Below are 26,541 nucleotides of genomic sequence, written 5' to 3'. Positions count from 1 at the left end.
TCCTTTCATTGATGGCCGTTGGGTTCTCGGCCTGGATGCGAACTGAGTGTGGTTGCTTGGGGATCAGTGCGTGAGGAGCTTCGAGAGGAAGTCCTTGGCACGGTCGCTCTTCGGGTTGTTGAAGAATTCCTCCGGGGTGGCGTCCTCCACGATCTGGCCGTCTGCCATGAAGACCACGCGGTCAGCAGCCTTTCGGGCGAAGCCCATCTCGTGGGTGACCACGATCATGGTCATGCCTTCCTTGGCCAGCTGGACCATGACGTCCAGGACCTCGTTGATCATTTCGGGGTCGAGCGCGGACGTGGGTTCATCGAACAACATGACCTTCGGCTTCATTGCCAAGGCGCGCGCGATGGCGACGCGCTGCTGTTGTCCGCCGGAAAGCTGGGCGGGAAGCTTGGGCGCCTGGTGCCCTACGCCTACCCGTTCCAGGAGTGCCATGGCATCTTTCTCCGCGGCCGTCTTGGAAACGCCTTTGACCTTGATGGGCCCGAGCGTCACGTTTTCAAGGATGGTCTTGTGTGCGAAAAGGTTGAAAGACTGGAAGACCATGCCAACATCGGCGCGGAGCTGGGCCAGTTCCTTGCCTTCCTCGGGCAGGACTTTCCCGTCGATGGTGATGGTTCCACCCTCAATGGTTTCCAGGCGGTTGATGGCGCGGCAGAGGGTGGACTTACCGGAGCCCGAAGGTCCGATGACCACAACAACCTCGCCCTTGCGGACCTGCAGGTTGATGTCCTTCAGAACGTGCAGCTGGCCGTAATGCTTATTAACGGCGTTCAGGGAGACGAGGGCATCGCCGGGCACATGAGTAGTCATAGGAAAGAATCTAGCGAACAACGGTGGGTTATGACGCCAATCACCCCAAGTTCATGCCGATCGTGATTCAAGAGATACCTGGAGTCGGAGGTTAGCCTAGGGGAATGAGTACCAACGCTGATCCGGCCAAGACAACCCAGCCACGCCGCAAAGGGCCCCTTGAACTGCGCCGCAAGCAGGCCGCCGTGGAAATGTCCGACCAGCATCTGCTCGATACCAAAGGCCCCGGCCAGTTCGTCCACACCGACCCCTGGCGGGTCCTGCGGATCCAGAGCGAATTCGTCGAAGGATTCGGTGCGCTGGCGGACATTGGAAAGGCCGTCAGCGTTTTTGGTTCCGCCCGCACCAAGCCCGGCAGCAAGTACTACGAAATGGGCGTCGAGGTGGGGCGCAAGCTCGCCGAGGCCGGGGTGGCGGTTATCACCGGCGGCGGCCCCGGATCCATGGAGGCGGCCAACCGGGGGACGGTGGAAGGCAACGGCGTATCCGTGGGCCTGGGCATTGAGCTGCCCTTCGAGCAGGGCCTGAACCAGTGGGTGGACCTGGGTATCAACTTCCGCTATTTCTTCGCCCGCAAGACCATGTTCGTCAAGTACGCGCAGGGCTTTATCGTGCTGCCGGGCGGCCTGGGCACCCTGGATGAGCTGTTCGAGGCCATGGTCCTGGTCCAGACACGGAAGGTGACGTCGTTCCCGATCGTGCTCCTTGGCGTCGAATTCTGGGGGCCGATGATCGAATGGATCCGGGGCACCCTGGTGGCCGAGGGAATGGTCTCGGAGAAGGACCTGGACCTGATCCAGCTAGTTGACGATCCCGCCGAAGCGGTGGACCGTGTGCTTCACGTTGCCGTGACCCCGTCCATGAATGGTGAGCAGCGGCCGGAGTAGTACAGGGGCCACGGCCTGGCCCGGTTCCGTGCCGTGGGCCGCGGACCGGCGGGATGGATCTGGCACGATGGGACAGTGAGTTTCTTTCTGGTATTCCTCGCCGTGGTCCTGGTGGCGGCGGTCCTGTGGGCCGGCCTGGGCCGGCGCTCCCGCGGTACCGGCGGTGCCGGGCTGCCTGCACTGCTGGGTGCCGGCCTCGAGGACCCGCCCGCAAACCTCCCACCGGTCTTGCTGCCGGCACACGCCGGACCTGAGGACGTGGACCAACTACGGTTCTCGCTCGGGCTGCGCGGCTACCGGATGGACCAGGTGGACCAGGTCCTGGAGGACCTGCGGGACCAACTCGCCGCCAGGAACCGGGAAGTGGCGGAGCTCCGCAGCCGGCTGGCTGCGATGGAAGGCGACGTACCGGAACCGGATTCCGACGCCGGCCCGGCCGCCCCCGCGAACCCGGCACCGGCTGACCCGGGCACCTCCGCGGACGCGGACGAGGCCGCCCGCGGGACCGCCGTGCCGGGGACGGGCGGCCCGTGAGCACGGTGGACCGCCGCAGCCCCCTGGCATCTGCCCACACTGCCGCACTCCGGGCTGCTTCCGCCGTCCGCGGCTGGCCGTGGTGGATCCAAACCACTGTCCTGTATGCCGCCGCCCGCCTGGTCTCGGCGTGCATCTTCATGGCCGCCGCGCTCCACCAGGGCGTCAACCCCTGGTTCCCGCCGAAGCCGGACTACTGGAATTTCATCAACATCTGGGATGCCCGCTGGTACGCCACGGTCATCGCCGATGGCTACCCTTCCGTGCTCCCCACGGACGCCGCCGGAAACGTGCAGGAAAACACGTGGGCCTTCTACCCGCTTTTTCCCGCGCTGGCCGGCGGGCTCAGCCGCCTCACCGGCATGAATTCCGCCGCATCGCTGACCGTGATCGCCATGCTGGCCGGCTGGGGCGCCGCGTTGCTGGCCTACGTCCTGTTCCGGCAGCGGGCGGACCATGGCCAGGCGATGTGGGGCGTCGCGTTCTTCTCGACCTTTCCCGTTTCGGCCGTGCTGCAGGTGCCGTACGCCGAACCATTGTCCCTCCTGCTGCTTGCGTGGGCCCTCCTGCTGGTGCTGCGCCGCCAATACCTGTGGGCCATGCCGGTGGTGTTCGTGCTGTGCCTGTCGCGGCCCGTGGGCGTGCCCTTCGCGGCCATGGTGGGCCTGCTGCTGGTCTGGCGCGCCGTGGACCGTCTCCGGGGCGGCGCCGCGCCGGGAACGGAAGAAGAATCCCACTCGGTGCGGGACCTCGCCGCGCTGACTGGACTCACCGCCGTCGCAGGTGTGTCCGCACTGGTCTGGCCTGCTGCCGCGTGGGCCGCCACGGGTGACCCACAGGCCTACACCAAGACCGAAACTGTGTGGCGGGGGCAGGACCTGGTGCCGTTCAAGCCCTGGTTCGATACCGGCGTCGAACTTTTCGGCCCCGTCCTTGGCCTGCTGGCGCCGTTGGTCTTTGTGGCACTGTTCGGCGTGATGCTGTTCCTTCCCCCGGTAGTGCGGCTCGGTGCCGAACTCCGGCTGTGGTGTGCCTGCTACATGGGCTACCTGCTGATGTTCCTCCACCCGCAGACCAGCACGTTCAGGATGCTGCTGCCCCTGTTTCCGCTGGCCCTGGGCGCTGCCTTCCTTTCCCGGTCCCGGGCTTACCGCGGAACCGTGGTGGCCATGTTCGTGCTGTTGCAGATCGTGTGGATCGTGTGGCTGTGGGCCTGGGCCCAGCTGCCGGGAGGCGGCGATTATCCGCCCTAGCGGGAGGGGCTTCCGTGCAGGTCAGGCCGGGAATGCCCGGCGCACGGAAATGTCCATCGATTAGCTACGTGCGGGTAAATCCGCGATAATAGTAAGTAAGCAAGGACACAAGCATCCAGAAAACGCGCAGCCTCGGCGGGGGGAGCACCACCCCGCCACAGCCGCTTGATCGACATGCGGACCCAGCCCGCCCGGGCTGATCAGTCCTGGAACAAAATGGAGGGGAATTCCTCATGGCGGCTATGAAACCACGTACCGGCGACGGCCCAATGGAAGTCACCAAGGAGGGCCGCAGCCTGATCATGCGCGTCCCGCTCGAAGGCGGCGGGCGCCTCGTGGTCGAGCTGAACGCTGCCGAAGCAGCCAACCTCAAGGAATGCCTGGTGGGCGTTACCGAATAGTCGTGCCGGACAGGGTCCGTGGCCTCGTGCCGCGGACCCTGTCCTGTTTCCGGCCTACTTCTTGACGGCGACCAGCAGGCCGTCGCCGGTGGGGAGCATCGCCGACGCCAGCCGGTCGTCGTCGCGGATGGCCCTTCCCACCTGGCGCAGCACTACCGTAGTGGCCTCGCGGCCGGCCGGGTTGGCCACCTTGTCCTTGTCCAGGGCGTCATTGATAATCAACAGGCCCGACCTCTTGAGGAGCCGGATGGCCTGCTCGACGTAGCCGGGCAGGCCGGGCTTGTCGGCGTCGATGAAGACCAGGTCATACGCGCCGTCAGTGAGGCGCGGCAGGACATCGCCGGCCCGGCCGGAAATGGTGCGCGTGCGGTTTGCCGGACTGCCGGACTCGGTGAACGCCTCGCGGGCCGCGCGCAGGTGTTCGACGTCCACGTCAATGGTGGTCAGGACAGCGTGCGGGCCAAGGCCCCGCAGCAGGCAGACGCCGGAGACACCGGCGCCGGTGCCGATCTCGACGGCGGTCTGCGCCTTCGACGCGGCAGCAAGGACCGTCAGGACCGCGCCGACACCGGGGCTGATGGCACTCACGCCCAATTCAAAGGAACGTTCCCGGGCCCGAAGCATGACCTCATCCTCAGCGGGCAGATCTTCTGCATAGGACCAGCTGCTGGACTTGTCGGCGCTCATGAATTATCGCTTTCTGGGCGTGAAGGGGGAATGTCCCCTTTAGCCTACTGTGTCCGGCCCCGCCGGCCCGGGAAGAGGCTGTTGCGCCGAAGGCTGAAGTTACCCTGCGGTCAGGAAATTCCCAGCCAAGTTTGACATGATTGGAATCCGCTCATCCAAAAGGTGACCGGCGCCGAATCAGAGATGTCAACAGTATCCGGGCGTTAGCATTCCACGAGGGGAGTGGACGATGTCATCTTCAGTTGTGGCACCTGTCCCTGCAGTCAACAATCCCGATGATGAGTGGGTCCGTCCCACCTGGGAAGAAGTGGTCACCAATCACTCCGCGAAGGTCTACCGGCTGGCCTACCGCCTGACCGGGAACAAGTTCGACGCCGAGGACCTCACCCAGGAGGTGTTCGTCCGCGTCTTCCGTTCACTGGAAAACTTCAAGCCGGGCACCCTGGACGGCTGGCTGCACCGCATCACCACCAACCTGTTCCTCGACCAGGCGCGCCGGAAGACGCGCATCCGGTTCGACGCCCTGGCGGAGGACGCCGAGTCCCGGCTGCCCGGCCGCGAACCGGGCCCCGAGCAGAGCTTCGAGCTGAACAACCTGGACCTCGATGTCCAGGCAGCGCTGGAGGAACTCCCGCCGGACTTCCGTGCCGCCGTCGTCCTCTGCGACCTCGAAGGCCTGTCCTATGACGAAGTGGCCGAGGCGCTCGGCGTCAAACTCGGCACCGTCCGTTCCCGTATCCACCGCGGCAGGACCATGCTGCGGGAAAAGCTGGCACACCGTGACCCGCGCCCGCACCAGGGACGCCGCAAGCTCTCCATGCCGCGCATAGCGGGCATCCTCTGATCGGCGCATGAGGTCCCAGTTTCCTTTCGGCGGCAAGCACCAGCGCTCCGGCAGCCACCTCGAGGCGTGCCAGGAGTGTGCCGCCACTGTCCGCCGGGAACGGCAGTACCTTGAGCGCCTCCGCCAAGCGCCGGTCCCGCCCGCCAGCGAGGACCTGACGGCACGGCTTCTGGCGCGCACCCACGAACTTGCGGCGCAGCCTGAAGCACCCGCGGGCCCCACCGGAAGCCGGATGGCCGCCCGGGCCCTGGCGTTCACCGCGGGAGGGACCATGGCCGCGGCCGGCGTGCTCGCCGTGGGGGCGTTCACCGCAGCGGGGGATCCGGTGGCGGGGGAACCGTCAGGAACGGAGGCGGCGTTTTCCCACGTTTCCTCGCAGAGCCCAACGGATGGGCGCCCGCTGGATCCCGCCCAACTGGCCTCGCTGCGTTCTGAAGGCTGGGCCTGCCCGGAACTGCAGGCCATGGGATTCCACCTCGAAGCCGCACGGGCGGTGCTGGTGGAAGGACAACCGGCGGTGGAGCTGCGCCTTACCGACGGTGCCCACCACGCCACGGTCACCGAACAGCACCCGTCCAAACCGGGTGCCGGGACGTCGCAGGCGTGGTCCTTGACCCCGGCGTCTGCGACCTACCGGACCGCCGGCCTCACCATCACCTACCGCTCGGACCTTCCTGCGGCGCGGGCCGACGACGCCCTTCCGATCCTCAAGAACGTCGCCGATGCCGCCACCGAGGGTGTTGCGGCCTCCGTTCCAGAACCGTCCGCAGGAAAGTCCGGGGAGCCGCTGGAGTCACGGCTGGAGCGCGGCATCAGCAAGATCGCAGCCCTGTTCACCCCGTGACGCGGACTGTTTCCACGTCAGCCGGACGGGAATCGTCACTGGCAGCCCGGAGAGGGTAATCTTCCTAAAGTGTTTGGTATCAACGGCCCGGAATTCATAATTCTGCTGATCATAGGCGTTCTCGTGATCGGCCCCCAACGGCTGCCCGAATATACCCAGAAGCTGGCAAACCTGGTCAAGGAAGTCCGCCGGATGGCCTCCGGTGCCCGTGAGCAAATCAAGGAAGAAGTAGGCATCGACATCGACGATGTCGATTGGAAGAAATACGATCCCCGCCAGTACGACCCCCGCCGCATCATCAAGGAAGCACTGTTCGACGACGACACCAAACCCGTCAGTGCGGGAGCCCCGGCCGCGGTGGCGGCGGTTTCCGGCGCGGCTGCAGTGGCCGACGCCACACCTTCCCGTCCTGAGCGGGTTGTGGAGCGGCTTGCCCCGGGCGAAACCGCTCCCTTCGATACCGAAGCCACCTAGGGCGCTGGTCAGCGGGGCTGGAGGCCCAGCTTCATCCCGGCAAGGCCCCGCGGTGTGGCGGCAAGCTGCGCCGCAATACCTGCCAACGCCACCCCTGCCGCGGAATCGGGCCTGCCAAGCACGATCGGAACCCCGGCGTCACCGCCCTCGCGAAGTTGGATATCCAGCGGAATCTGGCCCAGCAGGGGCACCGGAACGCCGAGCGTGGTGCTGAGCCGCCCGGTAAGGACTGTCCCGCCGCCGCTTCCGAAGAGTTCCATCCTGCCGCCGCCGGGCATGTCCAGGTACGACATGTTCTCAATGACACCGGCGATCTTCTGGCCGGTCTGGGCTGCGATCGCACCCGCGCGTTCGGCCACGTCCGCTGCCGCAGCCTGGGGCGTGGTGACCACCAGGATCTCGGCCTTGGGCAGCAACTGCGCCACCGAAATGGCGATGTCCCCGGTCCCCGGGGGAAGGTCCAGGAACAGTGCATCCAGGTCGCCGAAGTAGACGTCCGTGAGGAATTGCTCCAGGGCCCGGTGCAGCATGGGTCCCCGCCAGGCGACAGGCTGGTTCCCGGTGACGAACATCCCGATGGAGATGACCTTCACACCGTAGGCAACCGGGGGAAGGATCATGTCATCCACCTGGGTGGGAGCCTGGGTGATGCCCATCAAGGCGGGGACGGAAAAACCGTAGACGTCCGCGTCCACGATGCCCACGCGCAGGCCCCGGGCAGCCAAGGCAGTGGCAAGGTTTACGGTCACCGAGGATTTCCCCACCCCGCCCTTGCCGCTGGCCACCGCATAGACCTTGGTCAGCGACTCGGGCTGGTTGAACGGGATGGTGCGTGCGCCGCCGGGGCCGCGCAGCTTCTCCTTGAGCGCATTCCGCTGGGCCTGGTCCATGACCTTCAGGTCGACGTCGACGGCGGTGACGCCGGGGACCGCGGACAGGGCCTTGCGGGCATCGGCTGTGATCGTGTCCCGCAGCGGGCAACCTGCAATGGTGAGCAGGACTGCGACGGTGACCCGGCCGTCGTCGGACACCTGGACGGAGTCCACCATCCCCAGTTCGGTAATCGGGCGGCGGAGCTCAGGGTCAATAACGGTTGCCAGGGCGTGGGTGACGGCCTGGAGCAGCGGGGAGTTGCTGGATGGTGCCGGATCCATGGGGGCGCTCACGTGAGGGGCCTCGGCTTTCGTGCTGGTGCGGCGAAGTGCAGCCGGATGATCCGGCCTAGCGTTCGTTGGTGGAATGGCCGGGCTTGACCCGGGGGATCTGCTGGGTCCGCGGGCCACGCTGCCGGTCCCTCTGCTCACGCAGTTTGTCCTTGACCTTGTCCCGCGGTGACTCATGGGAACCGGGGCCGGAGTCGTCGTGGGTCCGGAGTTCCTCCTGGGCTTCCAACATGTCCTCCAGGAGTGAGCGCAACTCCGCCCTGACGTAGTCACGGGTGGCTACTTCACGCAGCGCGATCCGCAGGGAGGCCAACTCCCGGGTGAGGTACTCGGTGTCGGACAGGTTGCGTTCGGCGCGCTGCCGGTCCTGCTGCAGCGAGACGCGGTCGCGGTCGTCCTGGCGGTTCTGCGCGAGCAGCAGCAGGGGTGCCGCGTAGGAAGCCTGCAGCGACAGCATCAGGGTCAGCAGGGTGAAGCCGAGGTCCCTCGAGTCGAACTGCCACTCGACGGGCGCCCAGGTGTTCCAGCCCAACCAGAAGATGCAGAACACCGTCATGTACACCAGGAACTGCGGCGTGCCCATAAACCGGGCAAAACCCTCGGTGGCGTGCCCGAATGCGTCCGGATCCGGCTTGAACTTGGGCAGGATCCGCTGACGGGCGCTTAGGGGTGTGTCGAGGCTGCCTTTTGCTTCCGCGTTGGCCAGGCTCCGCTGGTTGGGGTTCTTCGGGGCGCTGTTATCAGCCAATGCGGCCACCGAGCTTTCTTATCGGGGCTTCGCCATCGTGGGCGCGCCAGTCGTCCGGCAACAAGTGATCCAATACGTCATCAACAGTCACCGCCCCCACAAGCCGGCCGGCGTCGTTGACCACCGGGAGGGAGTTGAGGTTGTAGGTGGCCAGGGTCCGTGCCACCTCACTGATGTGGGCCTGGTCGGACAAAGGCTCGAGGTTCTTGTCCACCAGGTTGCCCAGTGCCTCGAACGGCGGGAACCGGAGCAGTTGCTGGATGTGCACCACGCCCAGGAAGCGGCCGGTGGGGGTCTCGAGCGGCGGCCGGGCGATGAAAATCGACGACGCCAGCGCAGGGGAGAGCTCCTCCCGCCGCACGTGGGCCAGGGCTTCGGCCACCGTGGCTTCCGGCGGCAGGATCACGGGCACGGGCGTCATCAGGCCGCCGGCCGTGTCCTCGTCGTATTCGAGCAGGCGGCGGACGTCCTCGGCGCCTTCGGGCTCCATCAGCTGGAGGAGTTCCTCGGCCTGGGCGGAAGGGAGTTCGCCCAGGAGGTCGGCGGCGTCGTCGGGGTCCATTTCCTCAAGGACGTCGGCGGCGCGCTGGACATCCAGCGCGGAGAGGATTTCCACCTGATCGTCCTCGGGAAGCTCCTGGAGGACGTCGGCCAGCCGCTCGTCCTGCAGTTCGCTTGCAACTTCGAAACGGCGCTTGTCGCTCATCTCCTGCAATGCCTCGGCAAAGTCTGCGGGCTTGAGGTCTTCGTGGTTGGCCACGAACTGCGTGGCTGCCTGCGGCTCGGTGCGTGCTCCCTGCTGGGCGTCCGCCCAGTCAATGATCAGGGTTTCATTGCGGCGCAAGCGGCTCAGAGGGGACAGCGAGTGGCCGCGCCGGACAAAGAGCTTGCTGACGAACCAGTCCCGGGACCGGTGCTGGTCGATCGCGATGTCCTCGATGGTGGCGTCGCCGCTGCCGTCGCGGAGGGTGACCCGCCGGTCGAACATCTCCGCCACCACCAGGGTTTCGGCTCCACGCTGTTCGAACCGGCGCAGGTTGACCAGGCCGGTGCAGATAATCTGCGTCTGATCGATCGAGGTGATCCGCGTCATGGGCACGAAGACGCGCTTCTTCCCCGGAACTTCCACCACGATACCCACCACATGCGGCGCACCCTGGGTCCCCCTGGACAGCACAACAACATCGCGCAGCCGGCCCAGGCGGTCACCCAAGGGGTCGAAGACATCCAGGCCCAGGAGGCGTGCCACGAAGACACGGGTAGGTGTTGTGCTCACCACTACAGGCTACCGAGTCTGCTCTCTTTTAGCTGAATTTACAGGCAGCACCCATCTTGATGGGCAAGAATGGGTGTATGTCCAACATTTTTGGTGCTCCCAAGACCGGCGGCCCCACCGGACCGGATGACGCCCGGGCCGTACCCACCGGTGACACCGTCGGGTCCTACAACTCCTACCTCGACGCCCAGAAGGCGGTTGACTACCTCGCGGACCAGCAGTTCCCGGTCCAGATGGTTTCCATCGTGGGCAACGAACTGAAGATGGTGGAGCGGGTGACGGGACGCCTGAGCTACCCCCGGGTGGCCCTTTCCGGAGCACTGAGCGGCATGTGGTTCGGCCTCTTCGTAGGCGTCATGTTGTCCTTCTTCGCGCCCTCGCCCGGCTACTTCTCGATCATGACGTCGGTGTTGATGGGTGCGGCCTTCTTCATGCTCTTCGGCATCGTCACCTACGCCATGCAGCGCGGCAAGCGGGACTTCACCTCCACCAGCCAGGTAGTGGCCACGAACTATGACGTCATCGTGGCTCCCGAGGCAGCCCATGAGGCCCGGCGCCTGCTGCAGCAGCTGCCGATGTCCCGCTCCGACGCGGCGTCCGGGCACGGCCCGTACACGCAGCATAACTACTACAACCAGCCGAACCAGCAGCATCCGGGGCAGGAACAGCAGCCTGGCCAAGGACCGGCCAGGCCCGCCGGGTGGAACGACCCCTACGGCCAGCGGCCCACTGCAGCTCCGCCGCAGGAAGGCCACGGCTCCCCGGGCGCCGGAAGCCAGCAACAGGCCGGACAACAGTATGACGACGGGCAGCCGCCGGCACAGCCGGTCCGCACCGTGCGGTACCCCGACCTGCCGGACGGCCGGCCCCAGTACGGAGTCCGGCTTCCGCAGGGCCCCACGGCTGACGCCGCGCAGCACGGCGCAGCCGCCCCGGAACACTCCAACGAACCGGCCACCCAATCCGCAGCGGGCCACAACCAGGAGCACAACGCAGGGCAGTACGGCCAGGACGAGGACACGCACCGGGGCGGCAGCGGACAATAGGGCTGCCAGCTCCGCAGACACCCCTGCCTTCCTGACGGCGCGCGCAGGATGACGGCGAAACGAAAAGAGCGTGGCCACCGGACCCAGTCCGGTGGCCACGCTTTTCCCGTGTGTGCCCGTGTCAGGCCTCTTCGGTCCGGTAAATGCCGGCCATCCAGGTCTCGACGTCTTCAACCTTGCGGGGCAGGGCCGCGCTGAGGTTGACGGGGCCGTCGGCGGTCATGAGGATATCGTCCTCGATCCTGACGCCGATGCCACGGTATTCCTCGGGAATCGCCAGGTCCTCCGCCTTGAAGTAGAGGCCCGGTTCAATCGTGAAGACCATGCCTTCGGTGAGGATGCCGTCCAGGTAAAGTTCCCGCTTGGCCTGGGCGCAGTCGTGCACATCCAGGCCGAGGTGGTGGCTCGTTCCGTGCGGCATCCAGCGGCGGTGCTGCTGGCCCTCGGGGCTGACCGCCTCCTCCACGCTGACCGGCAGCAGGCCCCACTCGGCGAGGCGCTCGGCCAGGACCGTGGTTGCCGCGGTGTGGATGTCGCGGAATTTTGTCCCCGGCTGCGCTGCGGCGAAGCCGGCGTCCGCGGCGTCGAGCACTGCCTCGTAGACCTTGCGCTGGACCGCGGTGAAAGTGCCATCAGCCGGAATGGTACGGGTGATGTCCGCCGTGTAGAGCGAGTCCGCCTCGACACCGGCGTCCAGGAGCAGGAGGTCGCCTGCGTGGACCCGGCCGGTGTTGCGGGTCCAGTGCAGCACGGTGGCGTTGTTGCCGGAGGCCGCGATGGTGTCGTAGCCCAGTTCGTTGCCCACCTCGCGGGCGCGGGCAAAGAACGCCCCCTCCACTACCCGTTCGCCGCGGGCATGCGTCAGCGCACGGGGGAGGGCCTTGACGACCTCCTCGAATCCCTCAACCGTTGCGGACACGGCGATCTTCATCTGCTCGATCTCCCACTCGTCCTTGAGCAGGCGCAGCTCGGAGAGTGCTTCGCTGAGCTTCTCGTCCAGGGCGTCCAGGACCTCAAGGTCCAGGTTCTCCGGGTCCTTCGCCGTGTTGTACCGGGCCGTATCCACCAGGGCGTCGATGTTTTCGTCCACCTTGCGGACCAGGCGGATGGAGATGCCGCCGATCTCGGGAGCGCCGACATCCTTGGTGATGGCCGTTTCGAGCTGGTCGATGTGGGCGGTGGGCAGCCCCAGGCGGGCCTGGAACTCTTCGAGGGTGGGGCGCGCCCCGATCCAGAACTCGCCGGAGCGGGAATCGGCGTAGAACTGTTCGGTGTCCCTGCCCGCCAACGGCCGGAAGTACAACGTGGCGCGGTGGTTGCCGCCGTCGTCGCCGGTTCCTTCCTCCACCGGGTCCAGGATCAGGACAGCGTCCGGCTCGTGGTCCAGGCCGAGGCCCGTCAGGTGGGCGAAGCCGGAGTGCGGCCGGAAGCGGTAGTCGCAGTCGTTGGAGCGGACCTTGGGCGGTCCGGCGGGGATGACCAGCCGTTCGCCCTTGAACAGGGCGGAGATTGCCTTGCGCCGGGTTGCGGCGTAGCCAGCGACGGCGTCGCGCTGGGGGAGCTCCTGGCTGGACGGCGCCCAGTTGCTGGCCATGAAGGCCTTGAAAGCGTTGGAACTGGGCCGCTGAGAGCGGTTGTTGACGCGCTCCTCCAGCGGCTGGGAAGCAGAGTTCTGGGTGTTATCGGCATCGTTCACGGCACCATCGTCTCACCAGCGTCGCGGCTATGCGAACAGGCTCCGGTGCGGAGGGGCGGGGTCCACTAGTCTGGACAAGTGAGGATTGACCTGCATGCCCACTCCAACGTCTCCGATGGGACAGAGCCCCCCGCCGACGTCATGGCCTCTGCCGCGCGTGCGGGCCTGGACGTGGTGGCCTTGACCGACCATGATTCCACCGCGGGCTGGGCCGAGGCGGCCGCGGCCGCCGTCACGCACGGCGTGGCCCTGGTTCCCGGCATGGAAGTCTCCTGCCGGACCGCGGAAGGCATCAGCGTCCACCTCCTGAGCTACCTGCACGACCCCACCCATCCAGGCCTGCTGGAGGAGATCACCAAAGCCAAGGACTCGCGCCTGACGCGGGCCGAACGGATGGTCACCATCCTGGCCGAGGACTACCCCCTGACATGGGACGACGTGATCCACCACGTGGCTCCGGGCGCCACCCTGGGCCGGCCGCACATCGCTGATGCCCTGGTGGCAGCGGGGGTGGTGGAAGACCGTTCCGAGGCGTTCGCTTCGATCCTCACCTCCCGGTCCCGCTACTTCATCCCGCACTATGCACCGGACCCGGCCACCGCCGTCGAACTTGTCCGTGCCGCGGGAGGCGTGCCGGTGTTTGCCCACCCGGTAGCGTCGGCCCGGGGCCGGATCGTGGGGGAGCGGACCTACCAAGAGATGATCGACGCCGGACTGGCGGGACTGGAGATCGACCACCGGGACAATCCGGAAGAGGGGCGGGCGTTTTTGCGCAAGCTCGCCGCCAAGCATGGCTTGCTGGTCACCGGCTCCTCCGACTACCACGGTACGGGCAAGCCGAATCTGCTCGGCGAGAACGTCACTGCCCCCGGAATGCTGGCGCGGATCGAAGAACTGGGTACCGGAGCCGCGGTCATCCGCCCCTGATCAAGGGGGCGCGTCAGGTGGGCTGGTACACGGCCAGGGTGGCGTGCGCACCGAGCCTTTTGGCCATGATGTCGATCGCGGGCTGGTTCTGGTCCACGCACACGAACTTCCGGCCAAGCTTGGCCGCCACGGCGCCCAGGGTGCCGGAGCCTGCGAAGAAGTCCAGGCACCAGTCGCCGGGGCGGGACGAGGCGGCCACAATCCGGCGGACCAGCCCTTCCGGCTTCTGGGTGGGGTACCCGGTCTTTTCCTTGCCGGTGGGGGAGACGATGGTGTGCCACCAGACGTCCGTAGGCAGCTTGCCCAGTTCGCGCTTGGCCGGCGTCACCAGCCCGGGGGCCATGTAGGGTTCACGATCCACCTCGGCGTTGTCGAAGTGGTACTTGGCCGGGTTCTTGACGTACACCAGGATGTTGTCGTGCTTGGTGGGCCACCGGTTCTTCGCCCGGGCGCCGTAGTCGTACGCCCAGATGATTTCGTTCAGGAAGCATGCCCGGCCGAAAATGGCGTCCAGCATCACCTTGGCGTAATGCACTTCGCGGTAGTCCAGGTGCAGGTAAAGGGTGCCGTCATCAGCCAGCAGGCGCCACGCCTCCACCAGCCGCGGTTCCAGGAAAGACCAATAGTCGCTGAACGCGTCGTCGTAGCGGTGCAGCGCGCCCTTGATGGTGTCGTAGGAACGGCCCTTGAAACCCACCCGGTCCCCGCTGCCTTCAGCGTTGGCCACCATCCGGGTTTCCTGCCGCTGCTGCGGCCTGCCCGTGTTGAAGGGCGGATCCACGTAGATCAGCGTGAAGGCGCCGTCCGGCAGTGTTGGGAGGTACTCCGCGTTGTCCGCGTGAACCACCAGGCTGCCGCCGTCCGGCGCCCAAACAGTGTCTGTCATCGACGCAGTTAGCCCTCGGAGCTGCCGGGCTGTCCGCCCTTGTCCGCGGCGGCAACCACTTCGCCGTTGCGGCGGCGGGTGCGGGTCCGGGGACGGCGGGTGCGCGAGGGCTGGTCGCCGTCGGCCGCGGGGGCGGCTGCGTCGGCGGCAGGGGCGGAGTCGGAGGTACGACGACGGCGCTCACCGGAGCGGGCGGAGTCCCGGCCGCCGGCCTTTCCGCCGTCGTCCTTTCCGCGTCCCCGGCCGTCGCGCTCGCGGGAACGGGAGGCGTCCCGGCCGCCGCGGCTGTTCTTCTTGCCGGTTTCGCCCAAGTCCTCAAGCACCTCGGCGTCAACGCCGGCCAAGGTCCGCTTGTCGCGCGGGAGACGTCCCTTGGTGCCCTCGGGGATGTCGAGGTCACTGTAGAGGTGCGGTGAGGAGGAGTAGGTTTCCACGGGCTCGGGGACGCTCAGGCCCAAGGCCTTGTTGATCAGCGCCCAGCGCGGCATGTCATCCCAGTCGACGAATGTGACTGCAGTGCCCTTGTTGCCGGCGCGGCCGGTGCGGCCCACCCGGTGCAGGTAGATTTTTTCGTCCTCGACGCACTGGTAGTTGATCACGTGGGTGACATCGTCCACGTCGATGCCGCGGGCGGCGACGTCCGTTGCCACCAGCACATCCACTTTGTTGTTCCGGAACGCGCGGAGCGCCTGTTCGCGTGCGCCCTGGCCCAGGTCGCCGTGGATGGCTGCGGCGGCGAAACCGCGGTCCACCAGTTCCTCGGCCACCTTGGCGGCGGTGCGCTTGGTCTTGGTGAAGATGATGGTCCGGCCACGGTTCCGGGCCTGCAGGATGCGTGCCACCACCTCGGTCTTGTCCATGCTGTGCGCACGGTAGATGAGCTGGCGGATGTCGCGCTTGGTGAGGCCTTCATCATCCGGATCGGCTGCCCTGATGTGGGTGGGCTGGGTCATGTAGCGGCGCGCCATCGCGATGACGGGGCCGGGCATGGTTGCCGAGAACAGGAGCGTCTGGCGGACAGCCGGGGTTCCGGCGATCAGGGTCTCAACGTCCGGCAGGAAGCCCAGGTCCAGCATTTCGTCGGCTTCGTCGAGGACCACGAGCTTGACGTTCTTCAGGCTCAGGTGCTTCTGCTTGTACAGGTCGATCAGGCGTCCCGGGGTACCCACTACTACTTCGACGCCCTGCTGGAGTGCTTCAACCTGGGGCTCGTAGGCGCGGCCACCGTAAATGGTGGTGATCCTGGCGTTGCGCTTGCGGGAGGCCGTTTGGAGGTCGTTGGCCACCTGCACTGCCAACTCGCGGGTGGGGACAATGACCAGGGCCTGCGGGGCGCCCGGGACGGCCAATTTGGCGTAGCCGGGGTCGTCCTGTCCGATGACCCGCTGCAGCGCCGGGATGCCGAAGCCCAGGGTCTTGCCGGTACCGGTCTTGGCCTGGCCGATGATGTCGTGGCCCGCCAAGGCCACCGGCAGGGTCATGGCCTGGATGGGGAAGGGGTGCGTGATCCCGGCGTCGGCGAGGGACTCGACAATGTCCGCGCGGACGTTGTAGTCGGCAAAGGACTTCTCCGCGATCTCGTGCGGGGTCTCGTCCGAGATGATGGTCTCTTCCGGCTCGATGGTCTCGGTGCCGGACGCATCGGTCAGGAGCTGGTGGGTATGCAATTCACTCACGGGGAGTTTCCTTATTCATTTGGGCAATGGCGCTGCCTGCTCAACGGGCCGGCCAGTCCTGGCCGTTCCGGAGCACGCTCGGGCGCGCAAGCTAATCCAGTGGAAGCCGATCGCGGGCTATCTAATGCTGGCACTGGTGACCAACTGGCAAATCTCAAGATCGCGTAGGGGCGGGCTTGTTGGTTTCAAATCAAGGAAATCAACGACCGGGCATCCAGTTCTACCTTCCCAGTCTAGCCGTACAGGGGCGAAATCCCCGTGTTGCCCCTTCCTGCCGCGTCCATCGGGCCCTTATGGAACCAGTTCGAAGTGGATCTGCCGGGTGGTGATGTCGGAGGACAGCAGCCGGACGCGCACCTTGGTACCGGACGTCAGCTCGCCGGCGCAGCGGGCCGTCACCGCCGGTTCGGCGATCTGGATGATCCCGGAACTGCCGTTCCCGTTGCCGTTCCTGGTGGCTCCGTTACCGTTTCCATTGCCGTTCTTGGCGGATCCGTTGCCGTTCCCGTTCTGGGGCTTGGACCCGGAAATCACGATCGCGTCGAATTCCTGGCCGATGTGGTTCAGCAGCAATGCCGCCTCCACCGTGTCCAGCGCCATCCGCTCCATCCGCGACGCCAGCTGGTCGGAACCGGCCATGATTCCCGGCAGCAGCGGCAGCGCCTCCCGTGCCCACTCCGGAACATCACCGCCGTTGCTGAGGGCCTCGCAGATTACCAGCACGAAGCGGTCCACCAGCCGGCGCAGCGGGGCGGTGGTGTGGGCGTAGGCGGCGCCGATGGCGGACTGGATGCCGTCGTCCGGGACCGTCCCGTCAAACGCCGTATAGGACGCGCCCCGGAACAGCATCCCGGCCGAATGCATGATGGCCAGCTGGCGGGGATCGGTGGGGTCAAGCGACCGCAGGTACTCGCCGTAGCTGACTTCGCCGTCCCACGGCCTGCCAAGCACTTCGGTCTGCAGCCGGAAATGCCTCAGCGACCGCTCATCGGGGGCCGGCATGGTGCGCAGGATGCCCACCTTGCCTTCCAGCATGAGCTGGGCGGCCGCCATCCCCGTCATCAGCGAAATCTGCGCGTTCCAGTCCTCCACGGGAAGCTGCGGGGCGGCGTCGATCCGGTAGCCGCCGTCGGGCAGCTGAACGATCTCCTGCTCCGGCATGTTGAGGCTGGCGCCCCCGCGCTCCCGCTCAAGCGCCACCCGTTTCAGCCCCACTTCCCGGAGCAGTTGCAGCACCGGGGGAGCGGTGCCGGCGTCGAGGGCTGCTTGTGCACCTCTGTAACTGAGCTTGTCGCGGCTGCGGATCCGCGCCCGCCTGACGCCCACGGACATCACTGCTGCGTCGGCGTCGAGCGTGAATTCCCAGACGAAAGCCGGACACTCCTGGCCCGGCAGCAGGCTCCCGGCCCCTTCGCTGATGACCTCCGGGTGCAGCGGGATCCGGCCGTCGGGAGCGTAGAACGTCTGCCCGCGGCGCCTGGTTTCAGCATCCAGCGGACCACCCGGCGCAACAAATGCAGGAACATCGGCGATCGCGTACAGCACCCGGTAGCCGCCCCCGTCCGGCTCGATGAACACGGCTTGGTCCAGATCCGTGGACGAGGCGGGGTCGATGGTCACGAATGCGACGGCGGTCAGGTCATAGGACGGCAGCTTCAGGGCCGCCACGGCGGCGCGGGCGTCGTCCACTGCCGCGGCCGGGTAAGGCCCCGGCAGTTCGAGTTCGGTCCGCAACGCGCCCAGTGCCTCTTCCAAGGCGTTCCGGTGGTCGCGGACATTGGGAGCCAACCGATGATGTGACACAAAAGTCAGCGTAACTCCAAGTCCTGGGTTTACGCAGGCCCGGGGCCGGCAGCGTCCAGCGCGTCGAGCAGGGAGGCCGCAGCGGCCGCGGGATCCGACGCCTCCGTGATGGCACGCACCACCACGATCCGCCGTGCTCCTGCCTCCGCCACCTGGTGCACGTTTCCGTGGTCGATGCCCCCGATGGCAAACCACGGCACCGGGTTGGGTACTTCCGCGGCAGCCTTGGCGGCGTACTTCACCAGGTCCAGCCCGACGGCGGTCCGGCCGGGTTTGGTGGGCGTGGCCCAGACAGGCCCCACGCAGAAGTAGTCCAGGTGGGAAGGCCCGGCAGCGGCGGAGAGGGCGGCATCCACCTGCTCCGGGCTGTGGCTGGACAGCCCGATGGCCGCATTGCCGTTGACCAGCGTCCGGGCCGCAGCCAACGGGAGGTCCTTTTGGCCGATGTGGAACACCGGTGCGCCGGACAGCACCGCGATGTCGGCCCGGTCGTTAACGGCCCACAGCCGCCCGTGGCGAACCGCGGCCTCCTTCAAGACCGCCAGCAGGTCCAGTTCTTCGGCCGCCTCGATGCTCTTGTCGCGCAACTGGATGATGTCCACGCCCCCGGCGAACGCGGCATCCACGAACCGGGCAAAGTCGCCGCGGTCCCGGCGCGCATCCGTGCAGAGGTACAGTCGGGCCGCCCCAAGGGCAGGAAAGGAGGAGGGGGACATATTCATGCCTGCCAGCCTAGTTCCTCTAAACTGGGCTGGTACTGCGGGAGCCCGCGGCAGCTGTCACAAAGCGCCGGGCTGAGAGGGCGTCGGAGCCGACCGCTTGACCTGATCCGGCTAATACCGGCGTAGGGAAGGAACCACACCATGACCAGCACCAGGAACTGCCTGCCCGGACCTGGCGATGACGCCATCCGGGCCGACGTCGCCGTCATCGGCGCCGGAGTGGTGGGACACGGAATCGCCTGGGAGATCCAGCGCTCCGGCCGGTCCGTTGCGCTCATCGATGACGCGCCCGGCGCCGGCGCCAGTTGGGCCGCTGCCGGCATGCTGGCCCCCGTCAGCGAGCTGCACTACCAGGAAGAGGACCTCCTGGAGCTCATGCTCGACGCATCATCCCGCTGGCCCGGCTTCGCTGCCGGCGTCGCCGCAGCAGCCGGAGCCGGGACCGGCTACCTGATGACACCCACCCTCGCTGTCGGTGTCGACGCTGCCGACCGGCGGGCGCTGATGGACCTGCGCGCAGTGCAGCAGGCCAGCGGCCTGGAGGTGGCACCGTTGACCGTGCGTGAAGCCCGCAGCCGCGAACCCCTGCTGAGCCCGGGGATCTCCTGTGCGCTGGACACCCCGGCCGACCACCAGGTGGACCCGAGGAGGCTGATAGCGTCCGTGCGCCTGGCGCTCGCCGCAACGGTACGGGAAACCCCGACGGTGGCGGTTGCCGGTGCAACGGAAGGTTTTGCCGTCCCGGAGCGGGCGGCCGGACTGCTGTGGAAGGACGGGACGGTGGCCGGCGTCCGCCTTGGGAGCGGCAGCACAGTCCTGGCGGGGGAAACTGTCGTGGCCAACGGCCTGCACGCGGCGTCCCTTGACGGCTTGCCCCACGGCCTTGACCTGCCGCTGCGGCCGGTGCACGGGGACATCCTCCGGCTTTCCGTGCCGCAGCACCTCCGCCCGTTGGTGACAGCCACGGTGCGCGGGCTGGTCCACGGGATCCCGGTGTACATCGTGCCCCGGGAGGATGGCACGGTAGTCATCGGCGCCTCCCAACGGGAGGACGCCCTCTCCGACGCCGTGAGCGCCGGGAGCGTCTACCAGCTGCTCCGGGACGCCCAGGCGCTGGTGCCCGCCGTCGCCGAACTTGAACTCCTGGAATGCACCGCCCGGGCGCGCCCCGGAACCCCCGACAATGCACCCTTGCTGGGCCGGGTTGCGGCGTCCTTCGGATCCGGGGGCCCAGCCGACGGGCACGTGCCGGGGCTGGTCATCGCGACCGGTTTCTTCCGGCACGGGGTGCTGCTCACGCCCGCCGCCGCCGCGATCTGCACGGCACTCCTGGACGGGGCCGCCGATCCCCGCTGGGCACCGTTCAGCCCGGACCGTTTTTCCGGGTCGGCCGTGGCCGTCCCCAGCCCCCATCTGAAGGAGACAGCGTGAACATCACCCTCAACGGAAACCCGCACACCGTGGCGGACGGCGCCTCCATCACCACGCTCGTCAGCCAGGTCACCGGGCGGCCGCTGGCCCCCAACGGCCAGGCGACGGACGGCAGGAAACTGGGCGTCGCCGTCGCCCACAACGCCCAGGTGGTGCCGCGCAGTCAATGGTTCGGTACCGCGCTCGCCGACGGCGACGACATCGAACTCGTCACTGCAGTCCAAGGAGGCTGACCCCATGACCGAAACCGGCACCATCAACACCGCAAGCCAAGCCGCAGATGACACCCTGGTGATCGACGGCGTCGCCCTCGGATCCCGGCTCATCATGGGCACCGGCGGTGCACCCAGCCTGGACGGCCTGGGCGCTGCGCTCCTGGCCTCCGGCACGGCACTGACCACGGTGGCCATGCGGCGGTACTCAACCGCGGAAACCGGCTCTCTGTTCCAGTTGCTGGTGGACCACGGGATCAAAGTCCTGCCCAACACCGCTGGCTGCTTCACGGCCCGGGACGCTGTCCTCACCGCGGAACTGGCCCGGGAGGCCCTCGAAACCGACTGGGTGAAGCTGGAAGTCATCGCCGACGAGCAGACCCTGCTGCCGGACGCCGTGGAACTCGTTGACGCCACCGAGCAGCTGGTCAACCGCGGCTTCAAGGTCTTTGCCTACACCAACGACGATCCCGTGCTGGCGCTGCGGCTGGAAAATCTTGGTGCCACCGCCGTGATGCCGCTCGGCGCACCGATCGGCACCGGACTGGGCATCCTGAACCCGCACAACATCGAACTCATCGTCTCCCGGGCCTCGGTTCCCGTGGTCCTGGACGCGGGCATCGGTACGGCCTCCGACGCCGCCCTGGCCATGGAACTGGGCTGCGACGCCGTCCTGCTGGCCACAGCCGTGACGCGGGCGCAGAACCCGGCGCTGATGGGCGAAGCGTTCAAGCACGCCGTGGTTTCCGGACGGTTGGCGAGGGCAGCCGGACGCATCCCGCGCCGGGAACACGCCCTGGCCTCATCGGCGATGGAGGGCCGGGCCGAGTTCCTCTAGCCCCCAAAAAGCCTGTGGCCACCACCCGTCCGGGTGGTGGCCACAGCTTTACTCAGGGTCGGTTCAGCCCCGCAGGACCGCGTTCAGCCGTTCGGTGTCATGGCGTGTCCGGGTGCGGCCCAGGTAGGCGACGGCGGCAATGGCCGCGGCGGTGCCGAGGACGATGGGCAGGACCCAGGGGAGCCACGTCAAACCCGGAAGGTAGCCGAAACCTGCCGTCATGAGGATGATCCACGCCATCGCCGCGACGCCCACGGCGATCCCGGCGGGCACGCCCGCGCCGTATCGGGAATGGCGTTTGTCATTGGCCCAGACGATAAACCCGGCGGCGAGCGTGGCAAGCACCACGATGGTCAGCGACAGCATGGATCTCCTTGGAACGTGCGGTCAGCCTAGAACTGGCCGAAACCTACGCGGCGGACCTCTTCAGCGCCAATTTCCACATAGGCAAGTGCGTTGCCGGGCACAATGATCAGGCGTCCCTTGTCATCCTTCAGGCGCAACTGGGTGCCGTCATTGATGGCTTCACCAACAGTCTTGGCCACCGTCTCAGCATCCTGGTCTGATTCGAGCACGATTTCGCGGCCAACGTTTTGAACGCCGATCTTAATTTCCAAGGGGGCCTCCCAGCCTGGTTCGTCGATGATGTCTTATTTGTAGTCTAGGACTCTTTGGGGAAGCGAGAGATTCCGCGCCAAGCTAAACGGTAGATGAGGTCGCTGGCCACGTTGAGGTCCAGGTTGCCGTCCGTTTCCAGCCAATACCGGGCGCTGACCTGCGCCATCCCGGCAAGGCCGCGGCCCAGGAGCTCCGCCTCCAGGTGGGGGAGCTTGGTGTCCTCGGCAATGACCCGGGCGATGGCGTCTGCGAAGGTCCGATTAAAGGTCTCCAGCCTGGAGCTGACATCGGGATCGTTGATCAGGTCCGATTCGAACACCAGGCGGTGTGCCTGGTCGTCGTTGGCGATGAAGTGGAAGTAGGCGCGCATGACGGCCTGAACGCGCTCGTCGTTGTCCGTGGTGGAGTTCAACGCCCCCAGCATCAGCTCGGTCAGTGACGTCAGGTGGCTTTCCAGCAGGGCCAGGTACAGCTCACGCTTGGACGGGAAGTGCTGGTACAGGACAGGCTTGCTCACGTGGGCAGTCTCTGCAATTTCGTCCATCGCGGCCCCGTGGTAGCCGTTCGCAACGAAAACTTCCTGGGCGGCGGCAAGCAACTGCGCGCGGCGTTCGTCCCGGGGCAGCCGGGCGGACCGTTGGCCTGCGGGGCGGGAGGGAGTTTGCGGTTCGGCCGCGGGCGGGCGGTCAGCCCGTGCTTCAGGGACCACAGTTGTCCTTCTTTCCATTGCAGTTACATTCACTTTACTGCGGGGTAATATGACCCGGCGGTATCCCGGGGCATACATTGAAGTATGGCTTCGACGTTCACCGCAAATGTTTCAACCCATTCGCTGGATCCGCTGGTGGAACCGGCAGCTGCCCTGACGTCTGCCGAGGTGGAACGCTACTCCCGGCACCTGATCATTCCCGAGATCGGCGCGCTGGGGCAGCGGCGGCTCAAGAACGCCAAAGTGCTGGTCATCGGAGCCGGCGGCCTCGGTTCACCAGCACTGCTGTACCTCGCCGCGGCTGGGGTGGGGACGCTGGGCATCATCGACGACGACGTGGTGGACCTGAGCAACCTGCAGCGCCAGGTCATCCATGGCGTGCAGGATGTGGGACGGCCCAAGATCGAGTCGGCCCGCGATGCCATCGCCGCCCTGAACCCGCTGGTGGATGTCCGCCTCCACAACGTGCGCCTGGATTCGGGCAACGCGCTTGAACTGTTTGCGGAGTACGACCTGATCCTGGACGGCGCTGACAACTTCGCCACCAGGTATTTGGTGAACGATGCCGCCGCCATCCTGGGCAAACCCTACGTCTGGGGCTCCATCTTCCGTTTCGACGGACAAGTGAGTGTCTTCTGGGAGAAGCACGGCCCCACGTACCGGGACCTCTACCCCGAGGCCCCTCCCGCCGGTTCCGTGCCGTCCTGCGGCGAGGGCGGCGTCTTCGGCATGCTTTGCGCCGCCGTGGGCTCGCTGATGGTCACCGAGGCAGTGAAGCTGATTACCGGCGTCGGCCGCTCCCTGCTGGGCCGCGTGGCGCTGTTCGATGCCCTCGGCGGCAGTTGGCGGGAGATCCGGGTCTCCAAGGACCCCGCGGCGGAACCCATCACCGAACTCACGGACTATGAGGCGTTTTGCGGGATTGCCCCGGAGTCCACCACGGACACGGAACACACCATCACCGCCACCCAGCTGGCCACCATGCTGGCATCGCGGAAAGCCGGGCTCAAGGACTTCGAACTGGTGGACGTCCGGGAGGCCGGCGAGTACGACATCGTCCGGATCGACGGAGCCAAGCTCATCCCGCAGGGACGGATCCTGGCGGGCGAGGCGTGGGGCGAACTCCCGCAGGACCGGGACATCGTGTTCCATTGCAAGGCCGGGACGCGCTCGGCGAACGTCCTCGCGGCGGCCCGCCAGGCAGGCTACCAGCGGGTCAGCCACCTCGACGGCGGGATCCTGGCCTGGGTGCGCGAGGTGGAGCCTGACAAGCCCGTCTACTGACGGAAACGCCCGCTCACCTTCGACACCAATTTCCCCAACGCCCGCTCACTTTCGACAGCTTCCAACCCAACGCCCGCTCACTTTCTTGAAGGAAGTGAGCGGGCGTTGGCGTGAGAAGGGAAGGAAGTGAGCGGGCGTTGGCTCAATTGGGGCAGGAAGTGAGCGGGCGTTGCTGCCGGGACGTCAGGCGGTTTCGCGGCCTGTGTGGTCCACCGGGCATTCGGCCTCCGCGGTTGCGGCCGGAGCGGCTCCGGGCTGCTCGACGGTGATGCCGTACAGGGCTTCCAAAGCGGCCACGTAGTCATCCTGCTGCCCGTTGGCGGCAAGTTCGCGGGCGCGTACGGTGGGCACGTGCAGCAGCTGCTTGACCATCCGTCGGAGCGCGAATTCGACTTCTTCCGCGGCGGCGGTGCAGCCGTGGCGGGCCCGGACCTTTTCCATCTCCGCGTCCAGCACGTTCATGGTGTGGCGGCGCAGGGCAACGATGGCGGAGTCCACCGAGCGGGCTTCGCGTTCCTGTTCGAACGCCCTGGCGGCGCCGTTGACGATGCCGCTTGCGTGCGTCAGCGATTCGGCCTGCTCCTGTGGGGCAGCGAGGCGCACCGATTCCAGGGTGAGCAGCTCGACGCCGTCCAGTTCGCCGACGGCGGGGTCGAAATCGTGGGTGAGGGCAAGGTCGATGGCGATCAACGGCTGCGTGGAATCCGCACGGACCTCGGCCAGTTCATCGGCTTCCACCCGGGTGTCCGAACCGCTGCAGCCAATCATGACGTCAGCCGCAGCAACCGCCGGTCGCAGGGACTCGGCGTCCAGCGCCGTGCCGCCGCGTGTTGCCACGAATCCTTCGGCCCGCCCTGAAGACGAGTAGACACTGATGTCCGTGCAGCCGCGTTCGCGGAGGAGGGCCATGGTGGCGCCTGCGTAGGCGCCGGTTCCGAAAAGCACTACCTTCTTTGCAGACCAGTCGGGGCTTTCGGAAAGGTCGGTGGCAAGATCCAGGGCCACCGAGACAATGGAGAGGCCGCGGGAACCCAGGGCAGTCTGGGCGCCGACGTCCTTGGCGGTCTTGGACGCGGCCTGGAAGAGCCGGACCAGTCCGGCGCTGGCGGTGCCGTCGTGCTGTGCGGTAATCAGTGCCCGCCGTACCTGCCCGGCAATTTCGCGTTCACCGACGACGGCGGAGTCAAGCCCGGCGCTCACGGCGAACAGGTGCTGGGTCACCTCGGGCCCGGTACGGGTATTGAACGAACGCGAGACCAAGGGTTCAGCCAAGCCGCTGGCCTCGCTGATGCGGGCGACGAGGGCGGCGCGGGCAGCCTCGACGTCGGCAGCGTTGGGGGCTTCACCGTAGATCTCGAAGCGGTTGCAGGTGGCCAGGACCACGGCGCCGGCCACGGCGGGGGATTCGATGAGGGTGGACGCGGCAATCCCTGAGGAACCGTTGCTCAGCTGAGCGACGGTTTCAAGATCGATGTCGGCGTGTGTAGCCACCAATGAGAAAAGAACCACAGCAGACCAATCATAGCTTTTTCGTTGCCCGGTAGAACAACCGCCGGAAAGGATAGTCGCCACACCCTGCGGTGATCCCGGACACCTTCCCGTTGCGAGGGCCGCACGGCGACAGGTTGTCGTTATCTTTTGCGGCTCTTTTTGGGCACAATCAAAAGCATGACTCCTAGCCCTGCCGTCTCCGCTGCCGGCGCCCTCGCCGCAGACCATCCACTGATGGACGGCCGCACAGCGGACTCACCGCTGATCACGGCCTACCGCGGAGGCAAACCCTCCCGCCGTCCCGTCTGGTTCATGCGGCAGGCGGGCCGGTCGTTGCCGGAGTACCTCAAGGTCCGCGAGGGCATCGCCATGCTGGACTCCTGCCTCCGGCCCGAACTGGCCTCGGAGATCACGCTGCAGCCCGTACGACGCCACGACGTCGACGCCGGCATCTTCTTCTCCGACATCGTGATTCCGCTGAAGCTGGCCGGCGTCGGCGTCGACATCGTGCCGGGGGTGGGGCCCGTCCTGGACAAGCCCGTGCGCACGGCCGCCGACGTTGCCGCCCTCCCGCAGCTGACCTGGGAAGCGCTTGAGCCCATCCGCGAGGCCGTCCGCCTGACGGTGGCTGAACTGGGCAAGACGCCGCTCATCGGTTTCGCCGGCGCCCCCTTCACGCTGGCCGCGTACATGGTCGAAGGAAAGCCGTCGCGCGACCACCTTGGCCCGCGCACCATGATGCACGCCGACCCCGAAACCTGGCACGCCCTGGCAAATTGGGCCGCAGACGCCTCCGGCATGTTCCTCCAGGCGCAGCTGGAGGCGGGTGCCTCGGCGGCCCAGCTCTTCGACTCATGGGCCGGCTCGCTGGGCCTGGCCGACTACACCCGCTATGTCGCACCGGCCTCGGCCCGGGCCCTTGACCACGTCCGCCACCTCGGTGCTCCGCTCATCCACTTCGGCACCGGAACCTCCGAACTCCTGGTGGCCATGCGTGACGTTGGCGTGGACGTGGTGGGGGTGGACTACCGGCTCCCCCTTGATGAGGCGAACCGCCGGCTGGGCGGAACGGTTCCGCTGCAGGGCAACATCGACCCCGCGCTGCTCCCAGCTCCTTGGAACATCCTCGAAGCCCACGTCCGGGAGGTCATCGCGGCCGGTTCCGCCGCCCCCGGCCATGTCCTGAACCTGGGGCACGGCGTGCCGCCCGAAACGGATCCGGCCGTCTTGACCCGGGTGGTGGAGCTCATCCACTCCATCCCGCCGGCGTAA

General features: G+C 66.9%; 28 protein-coding genes and 1 riboswitch. Of the genes, 14 read left to right on the top strand and 14 right to left on the bottom strand.

From position 1 onward, the window contains the following. Positions 1-63: 63 nt before the first annotated feature. Positions 64-819 carry an amino acid ABC transporter ATP-binding protein gene (locus tag QRM96_RS13930; protein WP_026264268.1) on the bottom strand — a complete coding sequence of 252 codons (756 nt, stop codon included), beginning with the start codon at positions 817-819 and terminating at the stop codon, positions 64-66. Between the two features lie 104 nt (positions 820-923). On the opposite strand from QRM96_RS13930, the gene QRM96_RS13925 reads away from it, so the two are divergent. The 4 genes from QRM96_RS13925 (at position 924) to QRM96_RS13910 (ending at position 3,894) form a co-directional block, all read left to right on the top strand. Continuing rightward, positions 924-1,706 (top strand): LOG family protein, encoded by a 783-nt coding sequence (locus QRM96_RS13925; RefSeq protein WP_018760306.1) that lies wholly within the window; start codon positions 924-926, stop codon positions 1,704-1,706. A 75-nt stretch (positions 1,707-1,781) separates the two neighbouring features. After that, positions 1,782-2,240 carry a DivIVA domain-containing protein gene (locus tag QRM96_RS13920; RefSeq protein WP_018760305.1) on the top strand — a complete coding sequence of 153 codons (459 nt, stop codon included), beginning with the start codon at positions 1,782-1,784 and terminating at the stop codon, positions 2,238-2,240. Beyond that, positions 2,237-3,493: a putative hexosyltransferase gene (locus QRM96_RS13915; RefSeq protein ID WP_018760304.1), complete on the top strand. Its 1,257-nt coding sequence runs from the start codon at positions 2,237-2,239 to the stop codon at positions 3,491-3,493. Before QRM96_RS13920 ends, QRM96_RS13915 begins: the two co-directional genes overlap by 4 nt. A 233-nt stretch (positions 3,494-3,726) precedes the next feature. Continuing rightward, positions 3,727-3,894 (top strand): DUF3117 domain-containing protein, encoded by a 168-nt coding sequence (locus tag QRM96_RS13910; protein ID WP_009357720.1) that lies wholly within the window; start codon positions 3,727-3,729, stop codon positions 3,892-3,894. A 54-nt stretch (positions 3,895-3,948) separates the two neighbouring features. On the opposite strand, the gene QRM96_RS13905 is transcribed toward QRM96_RS13910, so the two are convergent. Continuing rightward, positions 3,949-4,581: an O-methyltransferase gene (locus QRM96_RS13905; protein WP_018760302.1), complete on the bottom strand. Its 633-nt coding sequence runs from the start codon at positions 4,579-4,581 to the stop codon at positions 3,949-3,951. A 229-nt stretch (positions 4,582-4,810) separates the two neighbouring features. Between QRM96_RS13905 and sigE the strand changes: the two genes are divergently transcribed. The 3 genes from sigE (at position 4,811) to QRM96_RS13890 (ending at position 6,743) form a co-directional block, all read left to right on the top strand. After that, on the top strand, positions 4,811-5,425 hold the full coding sequence (sigE, locus tag QRM96_RS13900; protein ID WP_109863734.1) for an RNA polymerase sigma factor SigE: 615 nt from the start codon (positions 4,811-4,813) through the stop codon (positions 5,423-5,425). A gap of 7 nt (positions 5,426-5,432) precedes the next feature. Then, positions 5,433-6,269, top strand: coding sequence for an anti-sigma factor (locus QRM96_RS13895; protein ID WP_109863735.1), 837 nt, complete (start codon positions 5,433-5,435; stop codon positions 6,267-6,269). Between the two features lie 69 nt (positions 6,270-6,338). Continuing rightward, a complete protein-coding gene (locus QRM96_RS13890) occupies positions 6,339-6,743 on the top strand; it encodes a twin-arginine translocase TatA/TatE family subunit (RefSeq protein WP_109863736.1) in 405 nt (134 codons plus the stop codon). An 8-nt stretch (positions 6,744-6,751) separates the two neighbouring features. Here the strand turns inward: QRM96_RS13890 and QRM96_RS13885 are convergent, their stop codons facing one another. The 3 genes from QRM96_RS13885 to QRM96_RS13875 all read right to left on the bottom strand — a co-directional run bounded on the left by QRM96_RS13885 (position 6,752) and on the right by QRM96_RS13875 (position 9,930). Then, the gene (locus tag QRM96_RS13885; protein ID WP_109863737.1) at positions 6,752-7,897 is read right to left on the bottom strand and encodes an Mrp/NBP35 family ATP-binding protein; all 1,146 of its coding nucleotides are present in this window, start codon (positions 7,895-7,897) and stop codon (positions 6,752-6,754) included. A gap of 67 nt (positions 7,898-7,964) precedes the next feature. Continuing rightward, positions 7,965-8,663, bottom strand: a complete 699-nt coding sequence (locus tag QRM96_RS13880) for a DUF1003 domain-containing protein (RefSeq protein ID WP_018760297.1) — start codon at positions 8,661-8,663, stop codon at positions 7,965-7,967. Further along, a complete protein-coding gene (locus QRM96_RS13875; protein ID WP_026264267.1) occupies positions 8,647-9,930 on the bottom strand; it encodes a magnesium transporter MgtE N-terminal domain-containing protein in 1,284 nt (427 codons plus the stop codon). Before QRM96_RS13875 ends, QRM96_RS13880 begins: the two co-directional genes overlap by 17 nt. 77 nt (positions 9,931-10,007) lie before the next feature. Between QRM96_RS13875 and QRM96_RS13870 the strand changes: the two genes are divergently transcribed. Then, a complete protein-coding gene (locus QRM96_RS13870; RefSeq protein ID WP_285320008.1) occupies positions 10,008-10,976 on the top strand; it encodes a YflT domain-containing protein in 969 nt (322 codons plus the stop codon). Between the two features lie 121 nt (positions 10,977-11,097). Here QRM96_RS13870 and QRM96_RS13865 read toward each other — a convergent pair whose 3' ends face one another. Further along, positions 11,098-12,672: an aminopeptidase P family protein gene (locus QRM96_RS13865; protein WP_285320007.1), complete on the bottom strand. Its 1,575-nt coding sequence runs from the start codon at positions 12,670-12,672 to the stop codon at positions 11,098-11,100. 78 nt (positions 12,673-12,750) lie between these two features. On the opposite strand from QRM96_RS13865, the gene QRM96_RS13860 reads away from it, so the two are divergent. After that, positions 12,751-13,599 (top strand): PHP domain-containing protein, encoded by an 849-nt coding sequence (locus tag QRM96_RS13860; RefSeq protein WP_018760293.1) that lies wholly within the window; start codon positions 12,751-12,753, stop codon positions 13,597-13,599. 13 nt (positions 13,600-13,612) lie between these two features. Here the strand turns inward: QRM96_RS13860 and QRM96_RS13855 are convergent, their stop codons facing one another. The 4 genes from QRM96_RS13855 to thiE all read right to left on the bottom strand — a co-directional run bounded on the left by QRM96_RS13855 (position 13,613) and on the right by thiE (position 18,686). Next, positions 13,613-14,485 carry a DNA-methyltransferase gene (locus tag QRM96_RS13855; protein ID WP_018760292.1) on the bottom strand — a complete coding sequence of 291 codons (873 nt, stop codon included), beginning with the start codon at positions 14,483-14,485 and terminating at the stop codon, positions 13,613-13,615. Positions 14,486-14,493: 8 nt separating this feature from the next. Continuing rightward, positions 14,494-16,161 (bottom strand): DEAD/DEAH box helicase, encoded by a 1,668-nt coding sequence (locus QRM96_RS13850; protein ID WP_285320006.1) that lies wholly within the window; start codon positions 16,159-16,161, stop codon positions 14,494-14,496. Between the two features lie 291 nt (positions 16,162-16,452). Further along, positions 16,453-17,964 carry an RNB domain-containing ribonuclease gene (locus tag QRM96_RS13845; protein WP_285320005.1) on the bottom strand — a complete coding sequence of 504 codons (1,512 nt, stop codon included), beginning with the start codon at positions 17,962-17,964 and terminating at the stop codon, positions 16,453-16,455. A 29-nt stretch (positions 17,965-17,993) separates the two neighbouring features. Beyond that, positions 17,994-18,686, bottom strand: coding sequence for a thiamine phosphate synthase (gene thiE / locus QRM96_RS13840; RefSeq protein ID WP_491340088.1), 693 nt, complete (start codon positions 18,684-18,686; stop codon positions 17,994-17,996). 27 nt (positions 18,687-18,713) lie between these two features. After that, positions 18,714-18,832, top strand: a riboswitch (TPP riboswitch). On the opposite strand from thiE, the gene thiO reads away from it, so the two are divergent. From thiO to QRM96_RS13825, 3 genes are all read left to right on the top strand, one after another. Then, on the top strand, positions 18,828-20,117 hold the full coding sequence (gene thiO / locus QRM96_RS13835) for a glycine oxidase ThiO (protein WP_285320004.1): 1,290 nt from the start codon (positions 18,828-18,830) through the stop codon (positions 20,115-20,117). (Overlaps the previous riboswitch by 5 nt.) Next, the gene (thiS, locus tag QRM96_RS13830) at positions 20,114-20,350 is read left to right on the top strand and encodes a sulfur carrier protein ThiS (RefSeq protein ID WP_018760287.1); all 237 of its coding nucleotides are present in this window, start codon (positions 20,114-20,116) and stop codon (positions 20,348-20,350) included. Before thiO ends, thiS begins: the two co-directional genes overlap by 4 nt. A 4-nt stretch (positions 20,351-20,354) precedes the next feature. Then, positions 20,355-21,167 (top strand): thiazole synthase, encoded by an 813-nt coding sequence (locus QRM96_RS13825; RefSeq protein ID WP_018760286.1) that lies wholly within the window; start codon positions 20,355-20,357, stop codon positions 21,165-21,167. A gap of 63 nt (positions 21,168-21,230) precedes the next feature. Here the strand turns inward: QRM96_RS13825 and QRM96_RS13820 are convergent, their stop codons facing one another. Genes QRM96_RS13820 through QRM96_RS13810 form a run of 3 tightly spaced genes read right to left on the bottom strand, consistent with a single transcriptional unit; the run spans position 21,231 to position 22,494 of the window. Beyond that, positions 21,231-21,533: a hypothetical protein gene (locus QRM96_RS13820; RefSeq protein ID WP_018760285.1), complete on the bottom strand. Its 303-nt coding sequence runs from the start codon at positions 21,531-21,533 to the stop codon at positions 21,231-21,233. Positions 21,534-21,559: 26 nt separating this feature from the next. Further along, positions 21,560-21,784: a DUF3107 domain-containing protein gene (locus tag QRM96_RS13815; RefSeq protein WP_018760284.1), complete on the bottom strand. Its 225-nt coding sequence runs from the start codon at positions 21,782-21,784 to the stop codon at positions 21,560-21,562. A 44-nt stretch (positions 21,785-21,828) separates the two neighbouring features. Next, positions 21,829-22,494, bottom strand: a complete 666-nt coding sequence (locus tag QRM96_RS13810; protein ID WP_018760283.1) for a TetR/AcrR family transcriptional regulator — start codon at positions 22,492-22,494, stop codon at positions 21,829-21,831. Between the two features lie 84 nt (positions 22,495-22,578). On the opposite strand from QRM96_RS13810, the gene moeB reads away from it, so the two are divergent. After that, positions 22,579-23,778 carry a molybdopterin-synthase adenylyltransferase MoeB gene (gene moeB / locus QRM96_RS13805; protein ID WP_285320003.1) on the top strand — a complete coding sequence of 400 codons (1,200 nt, stop codon included), beginning with the start codon at positions 22,579-22,581 and terminating at the stop codon, positions 23,776-23,778. Positions 23,779-23,961: 183 nt separating this feature from the next. Here the strand turns inward: moeB and QRM96_RS13800 are convergent, their stop codons facing one another. Next, positions 23,962-25,287: a glutamyl-tRNA reductase gene (locus QRM96_RS13800; RefSeq protein WP_109863744.1), complete on the bottom strand. Its 1,326-nt coding sequence runs from the start codon at positions 25,285-25,287 to the stop codon at positions 23,962-23,964. Between the two features lie 159 nt (positions 25,288-25,446). On the opposite strand from QRM96_RS13800, the gene hemE reads away from it, so the two are divergent. Continuing rightward, a complete protein-coding gene (gene hemE / locus QRM96_RS13795; protein WP_133831002.1) occupies positions 25,447-26,541 on the top strand; it encodes a uroporphyrinogen decarboxylase in 1,095 nt (364 codons plus the stop codon).

The sequence above is a fragment of the Pseudarthrobacter sp. lyk4-40-TYG-27 genome (assembly GCF_030209295.1).
Lineage (GTDB): Bacteria > Actinomycetota > Actinomycetes > Actinomycetales > Micrococcaceae > Arthrobacter.
The sequence above is the reverse complement of the archived record's forward strand: the minus strand, read 5'-3'. Positions and strand labels throughout refer to the sequence as shown.